The 23829-nt window shown below is 34.3% G+C and carries 15 protein-coding genes, 1 pseudogene and 1 riboswitch; of the genes and pseudogenes, 3 read left to right on the forward strand and 13 right to left on the reverse strand.

The genetic code is table 11. The features are described from left to right. Nucleotides 1–319 precede the first annotated feature (319 nt). From IGJ00_RS12405 to IGJ00_RS12440, 8 genes are all read right to left on the reverse strand, one after another. Complete coding sequence (locus IGJ00_RS12405; RefSeq protein WP_438844480.1) at nt 320–3394, reverse strand: type I restriction endonuclease subunit R; 3075 nt, start codon at nt 3392–3394, stop codon at nt 320–322. Between the two features lie 255 nt (nt 3395–3649). Beyond that, nucleotides 3650–4537, reverse strand: a complete 888-nt coding sequence (locus IGJ00_RS12410; protein ID WP_438844481.1) for a helix-turn-helix domain-containing protein — start codon at nt 4535–4537, stop codon at nt 3650–3652. Nucleotides 4538–4710: 173 nt separating this feature from the next. Beyond that, nucleotides 4711–5487 (reverse strand): ABC transporter ATP-binding protein, encoded by a 777-nt coding sequence (locus tag IGJ00_RS12415; protein ID WP_438844482.1) that lies wholly within the window; start codon nt 5485–5487, stop codon nt 4711–4713. Nucleotides 5488–5500: 13 nt separating this feature from the next. Next, nucleotides 5501–6025 (reverse strand): ATP:cob(I)alamin adenosyltransferase, encoded by a 525-nt coding sequence (locus IGJ00_RS12420; RefSeq protein WP_181055313.1) that lies wholly within the window; start codon nt 6023–6025, stop codon nt 5501–5503. A 13-nt stretch (nt 6026–6038) separates the two neighbouring features. Continuing rightward, a complete protein-coding gene (locus IGJ00_RS12425; protein WP_438844584.1) occupies nt 6039–7037 on the reverse strand; it encodes a FecCD family ABC transporter permease in 999 nt (332 codons plus the stop codon). Beyond that, nucleotides 7030–7998, reverse strand: a complete 969-nt coding sequence (locus tag IGJ00_RS12430) for an ABC transporter substrate-binding protein (RefSeq protein WP_438844585.1) — start codon at nt 7996–7998, stop codon at nt 7030–7032. Before IGJ00_RS12430 ends, IGJ00_RS12425 begins: the two co-directional genes overlap by 8 nt. A 189-nt stretch (nt 7999–8187) precedes the next feature. Further along, nucleotides 8188–8348: riboswitch (cobalamin riboswitch) on the reverse strand. A 433-nt stretch (nt 8349–8781) separates the two neighbouring features. Then, nucleotides 8782–9675: a hypothetical protein gene (locus IGJ00_RS12435; RefSeq protein ID WP_335882998.1), complete on the reverse strand. Its 894-nt coding sequence runs from the start codon at nt 9673–9675 to the stop codon at nt 8782–8784. Next, nucleotides 9672–11234, reverse strand: coding sequence for a hypothetical protein (locus IGJ00_RS12440; protein WP_438844483.1), 1563 nt, complete (start codon nt 11232–11234; stop codon nt 9672–9674). Before IGJ00_RS12440 ends, IGJ00_RS12435 begins: the two co-directional genes overlap by 4 nt. 462 nt (nt 11235–11696) lie before the next feature. Here IGJ00_RS12440 and IGJ00_RS12445 point away from each other — a divergent pair, with 462 nt between their 5' ends. Next, complete coding sequence (locus IGJ00_RS12445; protein ID WP_438844484.1) at nt 11697–12332, forward strand: VanZ family protein; 636 nt, start codon at nt 11697–11699, stop codon at nt 12330–12332. A gap of 94 nt (nt 12333–12426) precedes the next feature. On the opposite strand, the gene IGJ00_RS12450 is transcribed toward IGJ00_RS12445, so the two are convergent. The 5 genes from IGJ00_RS12450 to IGJ00_RS12470 all read right to left on the reverse strand — a co-directional run bounded on the left by IGJ00_RS12450 (nt 12427) and on the right by IGJ00_RS12470 (nt 20285). Further along, nucleotides 12427–13839 carry a family 1 glycosylhydrolase gene (locus tag IGJ00_RS12450; RefSeq protein WP_438844485.1) on the reverse strand — a complete coding sequence of 471 codons (1413 nt, stop codon included), beginning with the start codon at nt 13837–13839 and terminating at the stop codon, nt 12427–12429. Between the two features lie 14 nt (nt 13840–13853). Next, complete coding sequence (locus tag IGJ00_RS12455) at nt 13854–15689, reverse strand: beta-glucoside-specific PTS transporter subunit IIABC (RefSeq protein ID WP_438844486.1); 1836 nt, start codon at nt 15687–15689, stop codon at nt 13854–13856. Further along, complete coding sequence (locus tag IGJ00_RS12460) at nt 15679–16530, reverse strand: PRD domain-containing protein (RefSeq protein WP_438844487.1); 852 nt, start codon at nt 16528–16530, stop codon at nt 15679–15681. The genes IGJ00_RS12455 and IGJ00_RS12460 overlap by 11 nt, the downstream gene beginning before the upstream one ends. 432 nt (nt 16531–16962) lie before the next feature. Further along, entirely contained in the window at nt 16963–17166 is a 204-nt protein-coding gene (locus tag IGJ00_RS12465) for a hypothetical protein (protein ID WP_195514193.1), read from the reverse strand. Nucleotides 17167–17597: 431 nt separating this feature from the next. Then, nucleotides 17598–20285 carry an AAA domain-containing protein gene (locus IGJ00_RS12470; protein ID WP_438844488.1) on the reverse strand — a complete coding sequence of 896 codons (2688 nt, stop codon included), beginning with the start codon at nt 20283–20285 and terminating at the stop codon, nt 17598–17600. A gap of 1255 nt (nt 20286–21540) precedes the next feature. Here IGJ00_RS12470 and IGJ00_RS12475 point away from each other — a divergent pair. Beyond that, nucleotides 21541–21959 (forward strand): annotated as a pseudogene (locus IGJ00_RS12475) (antirestriction protein ArdA); the annotation flags it as partial. An 81-nt stretch (nt 21960–22040) separates the two neighbouring features. Next, entirely contained in the window at nt 22041–23768 is a 1728-nt protein-coding gene (locus IGJ00_RS12480) for a DUF262 domain-containing protein (protein WP_438844489.1), read from the forward strand. Nucleotides 23769–23829: the final 61 nt, after the last annotated feature.

Below are 23829 nucleotides of genomic sequence, written 5' to 3' on the forward strand. Positions count from 1 at the left end.
TCTCCTTATAGATGAAGATTCCACATATACTATTGAGAATCTTCATAAAGTACATCTCTTTATTAAAATCGGAAATATTTTTGTTATTTTTCGAGTTTCTTATACGCATCAATTTTTATCTTTTTAACTATACTACTGAAACTTTTCCATTTCCTTCAAAAAACTGATAACAGTTAAAGAATTTTACCATGCTGGTAATTTTCAAAATGGAAAATACCACTTCTTACTCTATCAAGTTCACTATAATCAAAGTTGATTTTTAAAAGCTTGCTGATTGCTACTATTCCAATATTAATAATTGGATTTCAATCAACTTGATTTATTCACTTTTCTTGATTTCATCTGCCATTTTATAAAAAGCTTCATGAAATTTTTTACGATATTTTACCCATGTCAAACTAGCAATTTCTTCTGAAGAAATTTCTTTATAATCCGAGCGAGCATCGTTCATAATAGTTGTTAGTTCTCCCTGTTTGTCTAGATCTTCTTGCCCATACTGATGACGTTGAATTAATTTATCTAATTCTTTTGGCTTCACACTATTATCTAATCCCCACTTGCGGATAAATTCTGTTAGTTGTTTAATATTACTGTCCCTTTGTGAGCGTTCCATTGCTTGATTCATTTCTTCGACACTCAATGCAACGGGATATTTATCAAACTCAAACTCTTTCGCCAAAACTTTCGCCACAAAGTTACGGACTTTTGTAATTTCTTGATCGTTCTCAGATTTCGCAACCTCGATATCAATTTCATCTTTTGTTTTCTTGGCTTTATTCATATTATCGACATGTACTTCATTTGCCAACTGAGCGATCAATTCAATCAGATAGTCATAATTGATTGTTACATCATGAATATGAGTCATTTCCAAGTGGACTTGTGAAATGTCGATTTCTTCAGCTATTGCTCGATTTTCTCTTAATTCATTTGCAAGAACTGTCGTTAACCTTACTTCTTGTTCCTTTGTAATACCTAAACGTTCATAAAATGCTTCAGGTTCATCATAAGCAGAAATCGGATTCTTTTCATCATCTTCTGTAAATTGTTTCAATTGATTCAATAAACGATTATATTCTTTTAGACCTTCAAAGACTACTTCTTGTGCTTTCTCACTAGGGGGCAATTGATTAAAACCTTCTGTCAATTCCGCTAATTGTTGTATTACATCTTTTGTTTCTTCTTCTATTGTGCCAAAAGATTTTGAAAGAATTCCAGATTTTTGATTTCCTATAATCAGCTCATCAAGAGAGAGTTGCTCAGCTGCTGAATCCCGATTTGAGTAGATTGCAAAAGACTGGTTCATTTCGTATTCATTTTGAATTGGCCAACGGTAGTTGACAATATTCCCTTGTGGTTTCGCATTACGATCATGTATCCTATTTGTTCGGGAATAAGCTTGAATAAGATTCCCACCTTTTAATGTACGATCTATATATAGTGTATTGAGCTCTGGTGCGTCAAAACCTGTTAGTAGTTGATCTACCACTATAACCAAATCTAAATAATTCCCATCATCTGCTGTTTTATTTAATCTTCTTGCCAAATCTTCAGTGTACGATTTAACTGAGGTCATATCAAATGCTGTATCAAATAACGCATTATAAGCTCGTATTGCTCGGTGCAAATTTTCATTTGTTTTCAACTGATGAACACTATTCGATGTGTCAATTGAAAAACTAATTGCTACTTTTAAACGATCTTCAATTGGTCGTTTATTATTTTCTTCCATAAATTTATCAAAGTACTCCATCGCTCGAGGTGTGCTCGCACGGTTTCCACCGACGTGAACGGTAAATAATGCATTATATTTACGATTATTCGAACGTTCTTTCCAATTCTTAAAAATATCTTCTACAACCAAATCCACATGTTCCGGACTATAATCATAGACACTGCCTCGTAAATTATCGTCAATGTCTTCTTCAGTAGGATCTGTAGGTGGTTCAATTGTTTCTTTGAATTCTACTTTGAAACCTAAGACATTCTTATCTGCAATTGCCTCTTTAATTGTATATGCATGAATTAAATCTCCAAATATTTCTCTTGTTTCTGGAAATCTAGGTGTGCCTGTATAGCCAACCCATGCAGAATTTGGGAGAGCTTTTCGAATAGATTCTAGCATGCCTTCATTTTTGGTACCATCTCCAGTTGAACGGTGTGCCTCATCAACAATAAATAAGATATTATCAGTTAACTGGCTAAAGCTCTCTCTTGTCACGTAACGGGACATTTTTTGAATACTTGTAACAATAATATTCTTATCACTTTTCTTCGTTAATTTTCGATGTAAATCAGAAATATTGGCTGTGTCACTAACTACTCCAGTTTTTCCTTCAAAACCAGCGATTGGATCGTATGCGCGATAAGCATCTGCTGTTTGATTCGTTAGGGCAATACGATCGACTAAGAAGACCACTTTATCTACATTGGGAAGACGACTTGCTAACCAAGCAGTCTTGAAACTTGTAATTGTCTTACCTGAGCCAGTAGTATGCCAAATATAACCTAATTTTCCCTCTCCATATTTAAAATCAAATTTCCTCACCTTATCTAATACACGCTTCGTTGCATAGACTTGATAAGGTCGCATTACTTTAATACTTTCTTTGTTCTTTGTTCCATCTAAAACCATGTATCTTGTTGCAAGATCATGTGCCATTGGTATGGATAGAACCTTTTCAACAAATTCCTTCCACTTTCTAACAGGTTTAGCTGTTTCTTCGTCTTGCCAGTTAAAAGCAAATGCACGATTAAATTTGTCACGAGTTGTATTCGCCATATACCGAATATCATGCGGTGTCATTGCAACCAATACTTGTAAGGTAGAAAAGATGCCACTAAACTGTTTTTCAGCAATATATTGCTCCATCTGATTCAATGCTTCTATCGAACTGTGTAACGAGGTTTTTAATTCAATTTGTACTATGGGCAAGCCATTAATCAATAGTGTGATATCAAAACGACGATTTTGTTTCCCATCAATTACTTTTGGTCGCTCAATTTGGTTGACTACTTGGTACACAGTATTCCCGCCACCTACCTGCGCTTGATCAAATACAGTTAAAAACACATGTTGATTATCATCAAGATCTACTTCAATTTCAGAAACACCATTCACACCATAAAGAAATTGTCCGGCTGAATAAGGAGAATCAATATTTGAGATAATTTTTTTTATCTGGTTAAACTCAGTAACAGATAATGGTTTATCTAATCGCGCTTGGTTGTTTTGTTCCAGAATTCTCTTGAAATTATCCCAAAGTTGCTCTGTTGTCTTAATTCCCTTTGCGTACTCCCATTGTTTTACACCACCAATTTTTGTTAAATGATCAATAACTTCTTGTTCAAACTGTAACTCAGATTGAGTTGTAGTATTCACTTGATTCTTCAATGCCTTATTCCTCCATATGTTTTTCTAACATAGCTTCTGAAATTTTTTCTAGTAAGCCTGCATATGTAATTAGTCTGCTTTTCACTTTTATAATTCCAATATATCATGCTTTTTCCAATATAAATTCTACAATATAAATATAAGTCAAAGTAATCTATTATTCTATAGAAATATTATATTATTACTAAAATACGCTATCATCATGAATAATTTAGCTAAATTATACTAAACATATTCAAAGGCTAAAGATATACATTAATATATATACTTGAAATATTTTTTGACATGATAATCTCTTTCTAGAACATTTTTATCCATCAAATCCATTATAATCTTTTCTTTTTCAAATATACTCACATTCGCCATAGAGTCAACTTGGTTATTGATTTCATTTATAAGTAGCTCTTCCTCTTCATTTACAGAAATAAAACCGTATCCACATGTTTTAAGAACTGAAAATTTGAGTAACTCATTTTTTCTACAATCATAAGGAAAACTCTGAACTAATTCTCTTAGATCCTTGCTAGTTAAATTTCTAGGAAAAAGAACTGTCTGTAACTCTGGAGCATAATAGGAACTTACATTAAAAATAATTTTATTGAATCTTAGTTTTTCGGCATAATCTTCAAAAGCAATGATCAACGATCGATATAGATCATAAAACTCTTCATAAGAAACCATCTTTGAAATTTTCCATAGGTCAAAATCAATAACCTCTAAAGCCGTTTCTTTTTTAGTCCCATGGATCCTAATGTTTCCTGAAAAATCATATTTATTAGAATACTTTTTTGAATCAACATTTAAACAATGATTGGATGCGTAAGGATGAAAGGTGAAAGATAATTTTGTTTTACTTGAAAGACTATTGACTAAAATAGCTAGATTTTTTTTATTAAAAGCCATTTTGTGTATTTGATTATCAATAAAATCAAACTCACTATCAACTACACCAAACTCATTAATCCCAACTTCAAGGTAATCTAATAAAGTAACAAGTGTATGGACATTCATAGCATAAAATTCATTATTTATAATTTTACTAATTGTTTGTCTTGAAATTCCCGTTTCTTTAGACAACTTGCTATAGCTTATACGTTTATTTTTTAAGATTGTAGATAAATTATTCCTAAATCGTTTATTCATTCCATCACCTCGAATTAAGTATAACAAAAATATCACTCTCGAAATATGGCAATTTTACTTGTCAAAATAGTTATGAATCCTATTATTTCAAGGAATAGTATAAAAAAATTAAATAAAAAATTCCGAGACTCATTTACAAGTCTCAGAATTTATATATATTTATTCTATTTCCTTTACCCTTCCCCCAACTTCTCCCAAATCTCACTCTGTTCCTGAAAATGCTTCACTAGATCTACATCAAAGATATCTTTAAGTAGTTTCCTTGAAGCTGTTTCCAAAAATGGGCCTTGCTTGATGACTTGGCCTGCTTTCATGAACAGGACTTGGTCGCTTAAAGAGAGGGCTAAACGGATGTCGTGGAAGACGCCAATGATTGTTTTGTCTTGGTTCTTGCCCCAGTCTTTTAAATAGCCGATGAGTTCGAGTTGGTGCTTGATATCGAGATGATTATTGGGTTCGTCTAGTAATAAAATATCTGGGTCTTGGGCTAATACTTTGGCTAGGAAGACGCGTTGCTTTTGGCCACCGGAAAGTTGGTTGACGGGGTGGTCTTTCAGCTCTAATAAATTAGTCAGTGCTAGGCACTCCATGACTTTTTCTCGGTCTTCTGCTGTCGTGACTGACCATAGTCCTTGTTTGATGTGCGTATAACGCCCCATCATGATAGTTTCATAGACGGTGTAATCAAAAGCAATGGTTGAAAACTGGCTGAGTAAAGCGACTTTGCGCGCGGCTTCTTTGCGTTTCATCGTGCGGACTTCTTTTCCATCGATCGTGATCGATCCTTCGTAGGAAAGGATGCCCGCAATTGATTTCAATACGGTCGTCTTGCCACAGCCGTTGGGTCCTAGGATACATAGGTTCTCACCTTTGTTCAGCTCGAAGGAGACTTCTTTGATGATTTTTACTGAGCCATAGCCAGCTGTGACTTGCGATAGCTTCAAGGTCATCACTTTTCCTCCTTTAGCGGTAATTTCTGCTGACAAAAGGAATTTCTGTTACATCGTCTTCTCGGTTGAATTTCAGCGCAATCATGAAGAAGTAACCAGACAATAAATTGAAAAAGTCTAGCAAGCCTGAATCGACTTTTTTGCCTTGATAGAGATGGCGATACAGCAAACGAACGATTATTTTACAATCGACACGCAAGATATGAGCCAACGCCCCTCGTTCACTTCCTTGAGGTAAGAAAAATGGTCCGCTTTGGTTTGTTCTTTCCGCATTCAATTCATCGACACGACTCTTTAACCAGTCGATTTCTTCTTGCGTGATCGTCATTTTTGTACGCACGCACGCATTGGCATGGTAAACCAATTCACCGATTTTCTCTAACTCTTCGTAAAAAGGAGAATCTTTACACTTTGCGCGTAATAGCCCGATTTCTGAAGATAAACGATCGGTGTGTAATTCATAATCGCAGCGTAAATCATCTGCATCGTCTGCTAAAAACGGATAAGCCTCATAAGGACTTCGATAAATATCTTTCATAATTGTAAAACACTCACTTTCGTTTGAAATAAACATAGGCAAAAAATGGCGCACCAATCAATGCTGTGACAGCGCCTATTGGTATTTCTTGGGGAGATAATAGCGTTCGAGAAATCGTATCGCCGACGACCATCATACTGCCACCTAATAGTGCTGCTCCTGGAATGACCCAACGATGGCTAGCACCGAAGTAACGTCGGATGACATGGGGGACAATCAAGTCAACGAATCCGATCACACCGACAAATGAAACCGCACTTCCTGCAAGCAAAGCCGCAAGGACCATGACCCATAGCTTGATCGTTCGAACATCTACACCAGAGATTAACGCCTCTTCTTCACCTAAAGATAACACATCTAAACTTCTAGCAGAGAACCAAAGAGCGATTGTTCCAAATAGTAAGATAGGTAAAAAGATTTGAATTTTTGCCCACGTGCTCCCTGAAAAGCTACCCATTTGCCAGAAGACTAATTGCTGCAAATGATCTTTGAACAATGCCGTGACGATCGTCAACATTGCACCTACAAATAAGGTCATGACCATTCCCACCAAAATAACTGTCTGGTTCGATAATTGCTGATCCAATCTTTGACTCATCACCAAGACAATAAACACAGTTGCTAAACCAAAAATAAACCCTGTCAGAGGTAATGTGAAATTCGGGAACAACGGTAAAGTGATTCCTGAAACAATGATCAACGCAGCGCCAAGTGATGCCCCTGATGACACACCTAGCGTATAGGCAGAAGCTAATGGATTGCCTAAAAGGGATTGCATGACTGTTCCACTCACAGCCAACGCAGCACCTACAAGAAACGCCAAAACCACTCTCGGCAGGCGAACCTGCCAAAGAATGGTGACGATCGTTGCATCTAGCTGTTTGTCTCCTCTTGAAAATAATGCTTGGATCAATGTATCAAAAGGAATGGATACACTTCCGATTTTGATTCCAAAGAATACCACGATGATACTTAAGACCACTGCTAACAGCAACCGACTTTGTTTATTCATTTTCCAACGATTTGTATTCATCAGGGTAGATTGCTAATGCCATTTCTTTTAAGGCTTTTGTCATATGGTGGTTTGGTAAAGAGCTCGCAGCGTTATCGATATAGAATACTGCTTCATTTTTCACCGCAGGAACGTCTTTCCAGCTTCCACGATCTAAGATTTCTTGCACTGCATCATCCAAGTAATTTACGTTCGTCAAAATCACATCCGGCTTACTAGCAATCGCAGCTTCTTCTGTTACTGGAATCCAGCTTTCTTGATCTGCTAAGACATTTTCTGCACCTACAAGTTCGATCATTTCATTCAAGTAAACGCCTTTACCAAAGCTATAGATTTCAGGTAATGCGCTAATTTCAAACAATACTTTTTTCTTATCTGTAATCGTTGCTCCAATTTCTTTGATTTCATCGATCTCTTTGTTCATTGTATCTACTAGCTTTTGTCCTTTTTCATGCTCTTGTAAAGTATCCGCGATAAATTGGACATCTAAAGCAATATCTTCAATGGTATTACTAGTTGGAATATTTACGACAGTTATTCCTGCATCTTTTACTTGTGACCAAACATTTTCAGAACCATGCAAACTGATATCTGAAACATAGATCACTTGTGGGTTCAATGAAATCAATGTTTCTGCATCCACAGCCATCATATCGATTTGTGGCAACTCATCAATATCTTTTGTCATTGCTGGGCTTTGTGTGTCAACAGCTACTAATTGATCTTTACGTCCTAGATCATCGATCACTTGTGTAACTGAAGGTACTAGAGAAACCATCTTATCCACTTCTTCTGGAATCTCGATTTCTTCGCCACCACGATCTTTTGTTGGTAGAGCAACTTCTGAAGCTGTTGTTGTTTCTGCTGTTCCGCTTGTTTGATCATTATTATTTGAACAAGCACTTAAACCAAAGACTACGCTCAATCCCAACACAGCAACTAATTTCGATAATTTTTTCATCATCTATTCCCACTTTCCTTGACTCATTTTTACTTTTCCCAGTGATCACTTTGTTTACGATAACCCTTACATTTCCATACCCTTATCAAGCAAACTCTTTTAAAAGTAATAAAAAACTGCCTTTCCTTTTACAGGAGAAGACAGTTTGATCCATCGCACAACAAAACGCTTGATCTTTCTCCTACAAAAGAACATCATTGCCGTTAGACCGGTCTCCTGACTTGGCTTCATTTTACTCCCAACCCTTCCAGAATGATCTGTGGTCCTATTGGTTTCATCCACCTTACAGTAGGTAGGTCTGTAGAGGACTTTCACCTCTTTCCCTGACATCTAATCGGCTATTTATTTTAAATTCACTTTTAGTTTATCTATTTGGAAATTTTAGCTCTATCAACAAAAGTATCTCCGCCAATACTTTAACATATGGATTTCATAAAAGATATACGAAAATCAAGCGAAAAAGGCAACGAAACGCCTTACTTTCAACAAAAATATATTATTCTCTGTTTTTTTAAATGGCATTCATTCATAGTATAAAAAACTGACGACACTATAACATTCGTTGATTTTTCTAACGTTTTTTATTTTAATAAAACAAAGCTCTTGATAGGCATTCCTATCATGTAAGTGTAAGGTAAAAGGACAAAAATTTGTTAAAAATCATGCAAAAATTTCATATGTTATTCATTAGAATAAGAAAAGATTTATCAGATTAAGGCTATTTATTTTAATATTCAATCCAAAATTTACATTTAGATAGACGTTGATACCAAAGATTTTGGGCTAGTTCTTCTCTTTTATTTCTTTGGCTGTTCCTTTGATATGCTTGTTGAAATACTTCTCTCCGTACCATTCTAACTGCCCTTTCCCTTCCCACTCACGATACTCTTCTTGAAACTTATTTTTATAGTATCCATACAATAAATACGGAAAGGAAATATGCACCTCTGCTGCAGTAAAACTGATATTTACAATCATCCACATTATTACGGTACTTGAAATAGTAGTAATATCCGAGGAATCATTTAGTCCACTAGGAAAAATAAAATTTAAAAGTAGTATTATTGCCCAAAAGATTCCACCGAGTTTATAGCTAAAGGTGACTATTCTTTCAATAAATTTTGAAAATTGATTTTTTGACTCGTGGTTACCGAATAATTGTTTAGCAAGACCATACAATTTTTTCTCAAAAATGATATAACCACTTAAAATCTGAAACAAAATTAAAATAAGTATTCCAGAAATCGTAAGTGGTTCGATAAAGAATGTAATGAAGAACAAATTTATGCTTAGCATCAGCCAAATCATGTAGATGTTTAAATTAATAAAAATAAAGTAAAATCTCGTTCCATCATTCATCTTAGTGATCATAAAAATACTAATTATTGAAAATATCAACAAACCAAACCAAAAAATAGGCATTGAAACAAAATTAATTTTTGGTTCCTTAAATAATTGATGTAACACTTCATTTTCCATCCAAGAATTAATTAAGTAGTAAAATCCGTAGATAAGTAAAATCATAAGTATATAAATAATTAATTGAAATAGAGGATGAAGGTTTCTTTTCTCTTGCTCTTGTATCTTAATACCAGCATACAAATCTTTAACAAAACGATCATCTTCTAAATGTAAACTTTCCTCAAAAGTAGCTGAAAAAAATCTTTTGATATTCATTGTGCTACTCCTCTATAACTAGGTATATATACAGAATTCATTTTTTTACCAAAAGGTTTTCCAGAAGCACTAACATTCCAGTTTGTACTTCTTAACTTTAAATTATCCAACTCTAATTTATTGTTACTTTTTTTATTATCTTCTTTTTGGTAAACTGAATTCTTCCATTTATCATATCTGTCGGGCCATATTGACTGTACAATTGAATTTCCTAAACCAAAAAGCCCTCCAACAACACAGCCTACAAAAGCGCCAGTAGCATTACCTGCTCCTGGTACAATAGTCCCCACAACCCCACCGATTTTAGCGCCTATAGTCATCCCCTCCAACGGTCCTATACTTTTAACCATATCAATCCCTCCGCCCTTTACTGCTTTTCCTACACTACCTGTTTTTCCATACTCATTTACTGCACTTGAAACAAATGTCACACCTAATTGTGCATAAGTAGCTACTTGGCCTGCCGTTCCTATTCCTTTGGCGATACCCCATTTTTTAGCTCCTTGTATCAAGTGGGAGTTCTTCAAGCCTTCGCTGACGTAGGTTTTTACGGGCGAGGTAAACTTAGTAAAATTTTGATAGGCCTTACCTATCGTATCGATTTTAGGAATCCATTTTCCTTGAGCAACAGTTTTACCTAACATTTCGTATTTTGTAAGAAAACTAAATAATCTAGTTTTCATACCCGAAGGTAGATAATTGGTAAGCATCCAAAATTCATCGTTGGATGCCAGCTTGTTTACTAATGCATCAGGATAATTTCTGAGCAACATTTCAAGTCGTTTGATTGCATCGGTTTTCCCTTCTTTTAGAGGTTGAACTAATTTTTCAATCTCCGCATACAGTTCTAAGAAGGCATTAGTTGAAGATTCTTCCAGCAATGTCTGTCCGTTTGGTTTGTACTTCTCAAACCAACTTCCATCCACCCCTTTCGGCAATGTATAACTTCCATCTGCCTTTACGGTAGTTTGATTCAGAACTAAGACACTTTGCATGGCGAGTTTTAATTCCAGTAGACTGTTGTTGAACTGTCCACTGGTTTGAGAGTTAAAGGCATTGAGTTTTTGCTGTTTGCGTTGCAACTTGTAGATGTCTTCTTGTAAGCTGTCTGACATTCTCATCAGGTTGCGATGGAAGTCGGTCAGCATTTCTGTGATGCCTGGTAAGATGCTTATATTAGCGATGTGTCTGATCGTCTGCGCATGGTTTTCAATCGATTGTTTAGCAAATGATTTAGCCCGAATCTGTCCGCTTAAATTCTCTTCGTCCAAGTATCCTTCACTAGAAACGATTTGATGCGCGGCGGAGTAAAGATTCAGATCTGATTGAATTCCTTGTACCGCATTGTTTACCCGATTGACTGTAGGAATGATCAATTCAGAAAACAGTCCTTTACCGGCTTGATAAGCTGCTCCGGAGAGTGTTTTTCCGTCAACTGCTTGAACAATTTGTTGGCTACCTGTTCGTAATTGGTCGATCGTTGTACGAGCAAGTGATAAATTAGTGGTCATATTACTTATTAAGTTAGAAGATTCGGTGGCTGAATAGATTAATCCCATAATTTTTGTCCTTTCAATTAGATAAGTGATGGCTGTCTATTATTAATGTAATACTTGATAGTATTTTCTCTCTGTACTTCTATTTATTTACCCCCATCTACTTCATTCATTATTACTATACGTAATTTTTTCCTATTTAAATTAAAATCGTTTGGATAAGAATCATCTACGTCGTATACGAACACTTTCAGTCTTATACGCACACGAAAACAGCCCTAAGATACTGGCATTCAATAAGTATTTAGGACTGTACTTTGCTAGTTATTCATTTTTTATCAATCGTTTCCACGTATCATAATTATCATTTAGTACCAACCGGCTTCATCTTGTATCATTTACCAGTTTATCAGCACACTCATATCACTCCTAAAATAAGTCTACAGGCTGATGGCTAGAGTTTCCTTCTATGAGATGATTATACAGACTAAATAATCATTCACTTAAGGAAAGAAGGCCAAAAAGATGATACAACAAATCGGATTCTGGGAATCTATCATAGATATCTTGACTTTAAAACCTGTATTCTTGGTAGGTCTGCTTATTGTGGCAAGTTTTTTATTCTGGCTCACTAGAGAAAATAAAAATCCCTCTAAATTGATAAGCATTCTATCAGCACTTTTACTATTTTATTATATGAGTTTCACATTCTTCAATGTGTTCGGTGTTCCTACGCTTCGTGAGTTGAATAGGATCAGTGGATTCGGCGAGAGTATTTTCAACCCAAATATCAATCTTATCCCTTTTATAGATGGAATAAACCCAGGTTATATTCTTAATATTCTTTGCTTTATACCCATCGGGTTCTTGTGTCCGTTAATTAGCAACAAGTATAGAAAATTCAGTTATTCTCTTTTACTTGGATTTGGTACCTCATTGCTGATTGAAATAAGCCAACTATTTACGGTAGCTAGAGCAACAGACATTGACGATTTAATTTCAAATGTACTAGGAATGATTCTAGGTTATTTTCTGATTGAGGTCATCTTAAGAATGATCAATCATTCGTCAAACAAAATCCTTGATAAAACGTATGACTTTCCATGGACGATTCCTGTATTGGTCGTTTTTATTGCTTTTTTTAATATATTTTTTAGTTAATGCTTAAAGCTTAATATCTTAGAAACAATTCCTCTATAAAAAAGATAAGAACCCCAAAAATTGTTCTTCCAATTTTTGGGGTTCTTGCTTTTTATCATGCTATTCCGTTAGTTTCAATCACTCTTTTATACCAGTCAAACGATTTCTTTTTGTATCTGTTGCCACTGCCCTTTCCTTCATCATCCAAGTCAACATAAATGAATCCATACCGTTTCGACATCTCCCCTGTTGAGGCACTGACTAGGTCGATTGGTCCCCAAGAGAGATAACCAAGACATTCGACATAATCTTCGGTGATTGCCTTTTTCATTTCTGAAATGTGGAGGTTAAGATAATCGATACGGTAATCATCATTAATGATATTCCCAGGTTCTAACACATCTTCAGCGCCTAACCCGTTTTCAGTGATCATTAGCGGCAATTGGTATCTTCTGTACAACCAGTTCATTGTATAGCGTAAGCCAACAGAATCTATGGCCCAGCCCCAGTCAGAAAGTTCCAGATACGGATTTTGGATGCCTCCAAAGAACGCTTCATTCTCTTTTTGTTCATTCGGAGTGACACTGGACATATAATAATTCAAACCAATATAGTCGATCGTTCCTTGTTGAAAATCTTTCGCATCCGTTTCTTGTTGCTCGATCATGATGCCTTGTGCTGAAAATTCCTTCAATTTGTATTGTGGAAATTTGCCACGACACATCACATCCATTTGATACAATTCTTTTTCGTTTTCCAACAAGTTGTTTAACATCGTTTCTGGTTTACAAGTTTCCGGATATTGCGGATTGATACCGAAGACACACCCAATTTTGAACTCGGGATTGATTTGATGTCCCAACTTAACGACTTTCGCGCTAGCAAGTGCCGTATTGTACGCAATTTGTGCGATCGCTTGTTTCGGATTTTCGAGCTCTTCAAATTTAAGACCAGAAATGTAGTACGTAAAAAATTCTGCCGCTTTCGAGTTTGGGTCTAAATGATTGATTTCATTGAATGTCGCCCAATAACTCACTTTACCATTCAGACGTTCAAACAATGTTTCAGCATACTTTTCAAATAAAGTAACTAGTTTGCGACTCGTCCAACCATGGTATTTTACAATCAAGTTAGCTGGTAATTCAAAATGAAAGAATGTGATGATTGGCTCAATACCATGTGCAAGTAAAGTGTCTACTACTTCTTCATAAAAGTTCAAGCCTTGTTCATTTGGTTCTGGATCATCACCGTTTGGAAAAATCCGTGTCCAATCGATTGAGATCCTTAGTGCTGTAAAACCCATTTCCGCAAATAGTTTGATATCCTCTTTGTAGCGATGATAAAAATCAATCCCCGTATGAGAAGGATAAATGAATCCTTCTTTCAGTTCTTTGTGGATTTCTCGTGGAGTGTCCCGGGTTCCTTTCGTGACTAGATCCATATTGGAAATTCCTTTACCACCTTGATTCCATCCACCTTCACTTTGATGGGCAGCGATACTACCGCCCCATAAAAAATCTGTTCTCATCCTTCTTACGCCTCCTAAATAATCACTGCTAACACTTGATTTGTATTGTCATCATCCAACGGAACCACATCCAAAAAGTCTGCACTATTCGTGACAACAACCATCACTGTTGGATCAAAACCAGCTGCTTGGATGGCAGAAAAATCAACTGTTGCCAACACATCTCCAGTCTTTACCTGATCGCCGACTTTTACATAACTAGTAAATCCTTTTCCATCAAGGTTGACTGTATCAACCCCCACATGGATCAACACTTCAACCCCATCTGCTGTCTTGATTCCATACGCATGTTTTGTGGGGAAAACAACAGTTACTTCTCCTGCGATGGGTGCAAAAATTCCACCATTTTCTTCATCTGGAATCACTGCAAAACCCTTACCCAAAGCGCCTGAAGAAAATGCACTATCTGAAACTTGACTCAACTGAATGATTTCACCTGAACTAACATTTTCCAGTGCGATTTGACCAGCTTTCGTCAGCGATTTTTCTTTTTCAGTTGCTTTATCTTCTTGTGGCATCCCAAGCCCATAAGCAACAGCTCCAGCTAGGAGAAATGCTGTGACACATGAAATGATCATCCAAACAAAGTTTGCTGTTCCACCAATTAAGAAAGCGGGCAATCCTGCCAACCCCCATGCCATGGTCCACGCTTTGACCCCAGCTAATCCTGCAATCAAACCGCCAATCCCACCACCAACGATTACCGCAATAAATGGTCGGCGATATTTTAAGAAGACCCCAAAAATAGCTGGTTCTGTGATTCCCATGACCGCTGAAAAACCAATCGTTCCAAATGTCGCTTTCTCTTTCTCTTTTTTCGTCTTCAAGAAATAACCAATCATCGCTCCAGCAACGGCAATATCCGAAATGGTGGCTGCTCCAGTAATCACAGGATCGTAGCCTAGTTCAGCAAAGAAAGTCAATCCGATCGGGAATAAGAAATTCGCAGCCCCTAAGACGATCAAGAACGGTTGGAAAGCTGCATAAAGCATCACTACGATCCAATAGCCAATGTTTTCAGACAACATCGTAAAGACCCAAGAAATGCCAGAACCGATCCACATACCCACCGGACCAAAAACGGTTAAGAGAACGGGCAATACGATCATCAAGGAAACAGCTGGAACAAAAAACAGCTGAATCGCTTTCGGCACTACTTTTTCTAACTGAGTAGTCACAAATTTCAACAAGGCGATTGCTAATAAAATTGGAATGAATGTATGGGAATAATCAATCACAGGTAATTGATAGCCAAACAAACTTAGTCCCTCCGCACCAGTGATATTTGAAGACATCACAGTCGTAGCTAACACAGTTGCGACATACGGATTGACATTCAATCTTCTAGCCGATGAAAAGGCAAAAAAGATTGGTAAGAAAGTAAAAATCGACGTCTGTAATGTTTGAAAAATTTGATACGTTGGACTTTCTGCCGAAACGATTCCCGTCAAAGAAAGCAAACTCAAAATTCCCGCAATCATCCCCGCCGCAATCAACACTTCGATAATTGAAGTCATCGATTCAGAAACCACCGATAACACCGCTGTAGGGATTTTCTTCCATGATAATTTTTCTTTCTCAGAAGTAGACTCACTCCCACCCCCTAAGCCTGTCAATGACATGAAATCATTGTAGACTTCAGTGACATGTGTACCAATAATGACCTGATATGCCACATCATTAGACACAACGTCAATCACACCATCTAATTCTTTGATTTCTTCTGTTTTCGCTAAGTTGCGATTATTTAACGTCAAACGTAAACGTGTGACACAATGGGCCGCAGCTACAATATTTTCTTTTCCGCCAACCAATTCAATAATTGCTTTATTTAACTTTTCATATTTCATCTGTTTTTTCAATCCTTTCTGTTAATCGATTGATGTGCATCATCAAATACGTTTCTTCATTCATGGAAAGATCTGCTTTAAATTGATGCTTGATATAAATTTTTATTTTTTGGACCGCTTTGAAAGCCTCCGGATATAACTGACTGATTTGTTGATACAATAAAGAAATACTTCCTTCTGACTGTGCCAACTCACTTTTGATGATCCTTTGGATAAAGTATTGCAGATGTGTTGAAAACCTCATAAAGTTCGTCGAAGATTCATCGATTTTAAATGTATAGTGTTTTTCAATAATAGAGACAATATCACTCAATGTTTGCATTTCCAGTAACCGATCAGATTTCTTATTGTCCCAAAAGTTGATGAAATGCAAAGCGATAGAAGCCGCTTCATCATTAGGAATACTTAGATTTTTTTCTTTCTCGATCATCTCAAGACTCTCCAGTGCGAGATCAAAATGACGAGGATAAAACCGGCGAATATCCCAAATCAACGGACTTGCAATAAACTGGTTCTTTTCAGCCCGTTCTAAAAGAAACTCTAAATGATCCAGTAATGTTAGGGTTAAATAATCACTCACTTTGATGCCAAGTTTCCCCTCTGCATTTTCAATGATCCGACTAATCAAAAGAATGTCATTTGAATCCGACTTTGAAAGTAAGTAGCTAAAATGCTCCAACATTTCATAAGAATCCAAAATATACATTTTTTCGATGTCATCTTCTGAAACCTGTTGACCTTTTTTCTTTCGAAAGCCGATGCCCTTGGAAACAATAAAGACCTCATGTCCGCCCTTCTTGATCAATGCCACATTGTTGTTGATTATCTGTATTATTTTCACTTGCCCTATTCTCCTTTCCTAAAAAAAAGAACTCAAAAAAGATTTAAGGGCTTGTGCCTTAAAATCTTTTTTGAGTTCTGCCTGCATTGCAGTAACATACTCGCATTTAATACTGCCGCGTATCAAATGGGTTCTTCTTTTTATTGATGATATATAATTAATGATAAATGTGTTTTGCGTAAATGTCAACGCTTTCTTTATTGGTGCATAACAAAAAGGAATGAGTAACAGCCGATTTTTTCTATTACATCATTGGTTGTTTCATCCATCTATTATTTGATTTATTTCATAAAACAACTGCAGCAAGTCCTCATTTATAAGAACTTTCGTCAGGATTTTGCTCTTTTTTTATGACAAGCTGATACTCAACTGTAATAGTAAAAAAAAAGAGAGTACTATACCTTCAAAGTACTCTTTTCGCTTCAGCATTTCTCACTGTTCTTTTTGAAAAGTAGATGGTTTTATCCTTTTTCTTTTTTCTTCACTATCTTCCAAAGAAGAAACAGATTTTTGGATTTTTTCTGTTTCTTTTAAAGTTCTTTGGATTTGTAAAGATTGGTCTTCTTCAGGTAAATCAACATTATTTAAAATTTCACTGTCATGATAAAAGTTTGGTAAATTAATAGAATCTGGCATATACATCCCCATCTTTCTCATTTATTCTATAAATAAGTAGCAAGCCATTTATTTCCAAACTAATTGGAAACTACTTAAATTCAAATTTACATAAGTTCATTCTAAAAAGTTTATTTCCTCGTTTCGAAACTTTGCATAATAACCATTCTATATGATAGATTATCAGAGAAATAATCTTGTATAGTAAAACCATCATAAAATGTATGTTTAGCCTCATAATCGTTACTATAAAAGCAATTCTACAAAACAAAATAGCTTTGCTTTAATCTTCATAATCCTATGTTGTAATAATTTCCTCTTATTATCTTTATTATTCTTACTCTAAAAATTTAAGATTTATACTTTTTTAATCATTTCTGAAAATCGATTTAAAAATTTTGTTAAAATAAAGAGGAAAAATCTTTTCTTAGCTATTTCCTCTTAGAATAAATTTATTCATTATTCTGAACGCTACTATTAATCATACATTCCTTTAAAAATATTCTTGTTTTTCTCTCAATATTCCCCTCGATTGTCTTCAATCTAAGCAAAGAAATACCAGCTTTTTCTAAAATATTATTTTTAAGTGTATCACGTTCTCGCTGAACTTGATTATCATGCTTCTCACCATCAACTTCAATCACACCTATCGGATATTTACCAACCTTATAGTAAAGTACAAAATCACAACTCGCTTTTTGATTCATAAATTCTATTTCTCTTTCAGTAAAGGTGTTGTTTTTAATCGAAACAAGTTGACTCAAATTAATCTGTCTATGAGGTATCAAAGAAGTAAATTCACTTTCTTTAAGTAAATCCCTTAATATAGCAGCCATTATTTGCTCAGACTTAAAATTTGAATCTTTTAAATTCAATCGGTTATTTAATTTCTCTAGAGAACGATCGTATTCGTTATACAATAAATCAAATGCTGAAATTACTGGACTTTCATAGAAATATTCATCAGAGGCATAGTACTTCATATATCTAATTAAAGCTGCCAAGCTACTATTATTGCTTGTAAACACCTCATTTCCAGTAACTAAAGTAAACTTATTTATTGCCCTTGAAACAGCCACATTCACCAAGTGGGGATCCTCGACAAATTCTATAAATTTCTGATTCTTTATTTTCTTGTCTAGTACTGTTGAAAAAATAACTTCTTTACATTCTCTACCCTGAAATTTATGGATAGTTGCTCTGGCAAACTCAGTTGGTAAATATTTTCCAGCTAAATCAACTTGGTCGTTATAGGGAGTAATAAATCCTATATCTTTTTCATCAGACCAACCAATCTCCACTAAAGATTCAATTTCTCGCAAATTAGCAAAATTACGTGTGTGATTTCCTTTTGAAGTAATAATCAGCGAAATCGAAGCTTCTCCCTTATCTACCGTCATGGGAATTAATTGATTATTATAAAATTGTTGATTACAGAACTGGATAACCTTAGGATGACAACGATAATGTTCTTTCAATAAGGTTATAGGAACTTCTTCCTTAAACAATTGAATAAATGAATCTAGTAAACTATATTTACTACAATCATAATATTGTGCTGGGCAAACAATCTCCGTTTTTGCAGGAATATGCGGAAGTTGCTTGCGATCCCCCACAACGATAATATTTTTTGCACAGCCTAAACTTAAAATTCCCGGAACTATATCTTGCTGTGAGGCCTCGTCAATAATGATATAGTCCAATATAGCTCCCTCTGCTATCGAGTTGATAATTGAATGGCTACTACTTCCAATAATAGGAAATCGTTTAATAAATTTACTGAAATTTTTTCTATAATTATCCATAGTAAAATTTGAACTCATTGGAATTGATTTTGACAATTGTTGTTTGAGGTACTGCATTGATTTATTCGTTAAATCGTCTAATAATTGCTTAAAATGATCTTTTTTCAATTCATTCTTATATTTTTGTAATTGTTGTTCTTTTTCATGTAGCATTTTTTCATAATAGTAGAACTGTAAGGAGTATGTAAAATTTACTCGTTCAGAGGAAGTTTCGATAAATTTCGTTCTAAAGATCCTAAATTCTAGCAATAAACGAAATCTTTCTTTAAAAGAGAATTTTTTTTGAGAAAGGTAATTCATATAAGCAAGTAAATCAGAACTCTTTTCTGGACTTAATTTGTATTTCTGAACATCAACTAAATCGACATGTACATTTTCTTCATGCCATTCTTCAAGGTATTTTTTTTCAATAAGTAGCTCGCTGATTTCTGCAGTCAACTGTGCTACTTTATTTTGTACAACTAGACTTTTTTTTACTTTTGCTAATATAGTCGCAATTTCCTTCACAGAAACACTTTCTGAATTCAAATCAAAAGATGGTACATCTGTCATTTCTTCAAAGAACTCTACTTTGTTTGTGGATCTTCCTAATTTTGCAATCAGATAATCCAGATCTTTTTTCGCTAACTTTTCATAAACATTTTCAACAGCTGTATTATTATTTGAAACAATTGCAACTGATTTTTTATTTATTAAAATATTCGCAATGATATTCAAAATTGTTTGCGTTTTTCCTGTACCGGGAGGACCTTCAATCACACTAATTTGAGAAGAAAATGCATTTTCAATGGCTTCCAACTGGCTCTCATTGATTCCAAACGGGAAAATATATTTCTCCAAAGATTCCCTAACCTCGTTCTTACCATAACAATAAGCATGCAAAGCTGTTCCTTTATAGGGTGTAATTTTATTCAATTGTCTCTCGATATTTTCATACATAAGCAGGTCGTCTGAACTTGCAAGACGAACACGCTCTTTTACAATATCAGTAAAATAAGAAAATATATTTTCATTTTTTAAATCAGAACGCTCAATAATACCTACATTATCCAACTTCATAATATATTTTTTTTGATCATTCGGATAGTTTACAACCACATATTTCCCACCATATGTAGTAGCGTGATCTATTGTTTGGTAAACATCTTTTTCTCTAGATAAAAGTCCTGATTGGATTTCCTTTATAGGGGTGATTTTACATGTATCTAAAGGTTTTGTAAAAGACTTCCCTGATGGAAAATCCACAGTTACCATCAATTTATTCCCTTTATTCCATAATCTCCAGTCTGTTATTTGATTCGTTTTGTCTTGCCCGTTCATGTATATTGAAAACATTCTATACCGCCTCAATTTTAATTTATATATTATCGAATAAAAAGAACGATAGATAATAAAATTCACTTTCTCTGTAATATCGTGATAATTGCGAAAAATTTGATTATACCAATCTATTTATGTGTAAATCTAAAATGAAAATAAGCACTAGATTCTATACTTAAAAATATAAGATACATTAAATTTTACATTTATCACTATTCATCCTTATACAAAACAATTTCTTTATCAAAGTTTATCAGAAGTACCAAACAATATATTAATAACATCATAAAATATAGTTTTGATATCATAATCGTTTAATTCCTTGTATTTGTTCTTTTAAATACAAGATAAAAAAATCCGGAATAGAATTTTTCTTCTTCTTCCGGTTTTCAATTGATTGTACTCATCCATCCTTATTGACAAAAAGCCAAAATGTTGGGATAGCTCTTATGTAAAAAAATGCAAAAGAAAAAGGCTTACGCCCTTTACCAAAAAACTATGCGGAGTGTCTCTCTCTACGCCATGCGATTGCAATGTTGTTCAGTCACACATTCTACAATACCGTACCAGTCGGAGCGACCGCTGGCATATTGTAGCTTTACGAGATGTGGTCAGGCATGACAGCCTACAAATTCCACAGGAGCATTCGGTATATTTTGATTATTAATAGTATCAACATATACCGCCTTCTGCTACTCTCACGCGTTTCTTGTCTTATAGATTATTTCTAATCCCTTCACGGCGAAGGACTTCTTTGGATGTTTCCGCCAGTGTGAAATGCCAATCCCTTAGCAAATCTCTTCACGGAGAGGCTAAGTCTTATCAACTTAGCTTTCTATTGTCGTCCCGACAAGTTCGCTACCTTACATTTGGTCACACTTTGCACACGTTCTTTGCGTTCCAATGCTTTTACACTGGCTTTCTTCTTGTCACCAAGAATACTCACTTGATACGCAACAGTATCCCATTACGACATCAACAACGACTTATTCCCAAACGTTCCTTGACGAGTTGCTTAAACTCTTATACACAAGGTTCTGCATTAGTTTTTTGACAAAAAGAATAAACCTTTTAACATTTTTAAAATGATCATTATTTCATATATTTAACTGACATCAACGATATCATTCTTGCTCAACTTTATCATGAGTTCAAAAAATTTTCGTTCCTTAAATTAAAAAAAACGAAAAAAAGTGGGACAGTCATCAGATATTTTTCTGGTTATTATCCCACATTAACTCTCTTTGATTTTGATATAATTAAAGAATAAATTGGATTAAACGATGAGTATGAAGAATATGCTATCCAAGATTATGAGATTCCATTTGTGTTTGGTGAATATACCCTAATATCAAACTTTTAGCGAAAATACGCATTAATTGAGGAACTAGAAAGAACCGAATTTTATGACAACATTTTAGAATTTTTGAATTACTGGTTCAATGATATTGAAGAATTAATAGAAAATAAAGATGATATTATTTATTATCCAGATTGCGACAGAGTATGGAGGATGTAGCTCGCTACTACGTAGAGGAGACCGGGAACCTTGGTGAGGTTCCCAGTAATTCACAAAACTACATTGATTACCAAGCTCTGGGGCGATATATGGAACTTGAAGGTAGTTTCTTAATAACGTCACATGATGTTTTTGAACTGATTCAATATTATGAAATCGAAAGATTATAATTTAAAATATTGTTTCCTAAAAATTTAAATAGTATTTTTGGTACAATGTAAGAGAAGTAATTATAAATGAGGAGGGGCATTATGAATTTTGATCCAAAAGATATGGATGTAAAAACGTTGTTTAAAACATATCCCACTTTTAATATTCCCATTTTTCAAAGAGATTATTCTTGGGATAAACCGTTCTATAGTAAATTTTTAGAGGATATTTTAAGTGGAATTTCTGTAAATGGTAGTGAACTTGAAAACAGTATATATTTTATTGGTACTATGGTGTTCTCTGGGAGACAAAGAGAACATAAAATTGATGTTGTTGATGGACAACAAAGATTGACTGTTATGACAATTTTACTATCAGTAATTACTGAAAAATTGGAAAAAGAAAAAGAAGAAGGCTTAGCATCTGCAACTTTTAAATACGTTAAAGATGTAGACGATAACAATGAACCCATCTGTCATTTAGTGAGCGCTACTTCCTCTCCTTATTTTGATTGCTTTATACAATCTAGAAATAAGGAAAATGCTCCTAATGTAAACACTGAAGAAGAAGAAAATATTAAGTTAACTTATGACTATTTTAGTTATGTTCTTTCTGAAGAAAAAATAAAAAAGGATTTTCCAAAACTTAAATTAATAGAATACGTGAAAATATTAGTTGGAATTAGAGATCAAATGCTTTCTTCTATGCTTATTGCAATAGTTACTCCAGACAAAGACAGTGCTTATATGATTTTTGAAATACTAAATGCTAAAGGTAAAAATTTAGCTAGCATAGATTTAATAAAAAATGTAATTTTTGAAAAATTGCATGGAGATCAAAACGGGTCAGTAGCTCTTGCAGAAAAAATGTGGGAAGATACTAAGAATCAGCTACGTAACAGAGACAATTCAATAGGTCTAGCGACATTTTATAGACACTATTGGATATCTAAATATGCTAAAGTAACTAATGTTAAACTATATGATTCTTTCAAGGCATCAATATCTCCTAAAAATGTAAAGACTTATATGGAATTTATAAGTGACCTAAATAGTGCAGCTAAAAAATATGTGCAAATTTTAAGTCCGAGATTAGAAGATTATCAAAATCGAAAAGAGTATAAATGGCTAGTTCAAAGTTTGAATTCCTTTCAAAATAGTTTTGGTATAGTACAAACTAGAATTGCATTGTTAGCATTGTTTGATATTAAAGAAAGTAATAAGATTTCAACTGCTAGCTTTAAAGATGCAGTTCAATTTATCGAGAACTTTACTTTTTCATATACAGCAATTGCAAAAAAACCTGCTAATATTTATGAGTCTAGATTTTCAAAATTAGCGATTGAATTAAGAAAGACTTCAAGTAAGGATCAAACAAATAAAATTCTTAGGGAATTTTTATATGACGTTTTCGAAGATAAACTGCCAAAATATGAAGAATTTGAAGAAAATTTTATACTTCTTACTTTCACAAAAGAAAGAGTTTCTAGTAATAATTTAACAAAGTATGTCTTAAATAAAATAAGCCAGAACATTTCAAAAAGAGATTTTTTTTGGGATGATTCTTCAATTGAACATATTATTAATGAAGATGCTAACATTCCAGAAACTTTATCTATAGGTAACTTAATTTGTCTAGAAGAAGTATTAAATAATGAAGCTGATAATTTAAATTATACTGAAAAAACAGAAATTTATAGTAATTCTAAGTACAAACAAGTGAAAGATTTCATCCAAAAGTATCCACAGTTTGATATAGATAAGTCAAAAGAACGTTCAAAACTTCTTGCACAATTTTATTATAAAGAGATCTTAAAAAAAAATATTTAGAAAATGGGCTATTCCTAAATAAGATGCATATCTATCTTATTTAGAATGGCCTATTCTTTGG

Source organism: Enterococcus sp. AZ062, assembly GCF_051715065.1.
GTDB classification, from domain to species: domain Bacteria; phylum Bacillota; class Bacilli; order Lactobacillales; family Enterococcaceae; genus Enterococcus_B; species Enterococcus_B mundtii.

Coding starts and splice junctions, on each gene's coding strand:
- IGJ00_RS12430 (WP_438844585.1), bottom strand. CDS start 7,998: ATGAAAAAATTATCGAAATTAGTTGCTGTGTTGGGATTGAGCGTAGTC.
- IGJ00_RS12455 (WP_438844486.1), bottom strand. CDS start 15,689: ATGAAATATGAAAAGTTAAATAAAGCAATTATTGAATTGGTTGGCGGA.
- IGJ00_RS12435 (WP_335882998.1), bottom strand. CDS start 9,675: ATGAATATCAAAAGATTTTTTTCAGCTACTTTTGAGGAAAGTTTACAT.
- IGJ00_RS12420 (WP_181055313.1), bottom strand. CDS start 6,025: ATGAAAGATATTTATCGAAGTCCTTATGAGGCTTATCCGTTTTTAGCA.
- IGJ00_RS12480 (WP_438844489.1), top strand. CDS start 22,041: ATGAATTTTGATCCAAAAGATATGGATGTAAAAACGTTGTTTAAAACA.
- IGJ00_RS12470 (WP_438844488.1), bottom strand. CDS start 20,285: ATGTTTTCAATATACATGAACGGGCAAGACAAAACGAATCAAATAACA.
- IGJ00_RS12415 (WP_438844482.1), bottom strand. CDS start 5,487: ATGACCTTGAAGCTATCGCAAGTCACAGCTGGCTATGGCTCAGTAAAA.
- IGJ00_RS12425 (WP_438844584.1), bottom strand. CDS start 7,037: ATGAATAAACAAAGTCGGTTGCTGTTAGCAGTGGTCTTAAGTATCATC.
- IGJ00_RS12410 (WP_438844481.1), bottom strand. CDS start 4,537: ATGAATAAACGATTTAGGAATAATTTATCTACAATCTTAAAAAATAAA.
- IGJ00_RS12450 (WP_438844485.1), bottom strand. CDS start 13,839: ATGAGAACAGATTTTTTATGGGGCGGTAGTATCGCTGCCCATCAAAGT.
- IGJ00_RS12440 (WP_438844483.1), bottom strand. CDS start 11,234: ATGGGATTAATCTATTCAGCCACCGAATCTTCTAACTTAATAAGTAAT.
- IGJ00_RS12445 (WP_438844484.1), top strand. CDS start 11,697: ATGATACAACAAATCGGATTCTGGGAATCTATCATAGATATCTTGACT.
- IGJ00_RS12465 (WP_195514193.1), bottom strand. CDS start 17,166: ATGCCAGATTCTATTAATTTACCAAACTTTTATCATGACAGTGAAATT.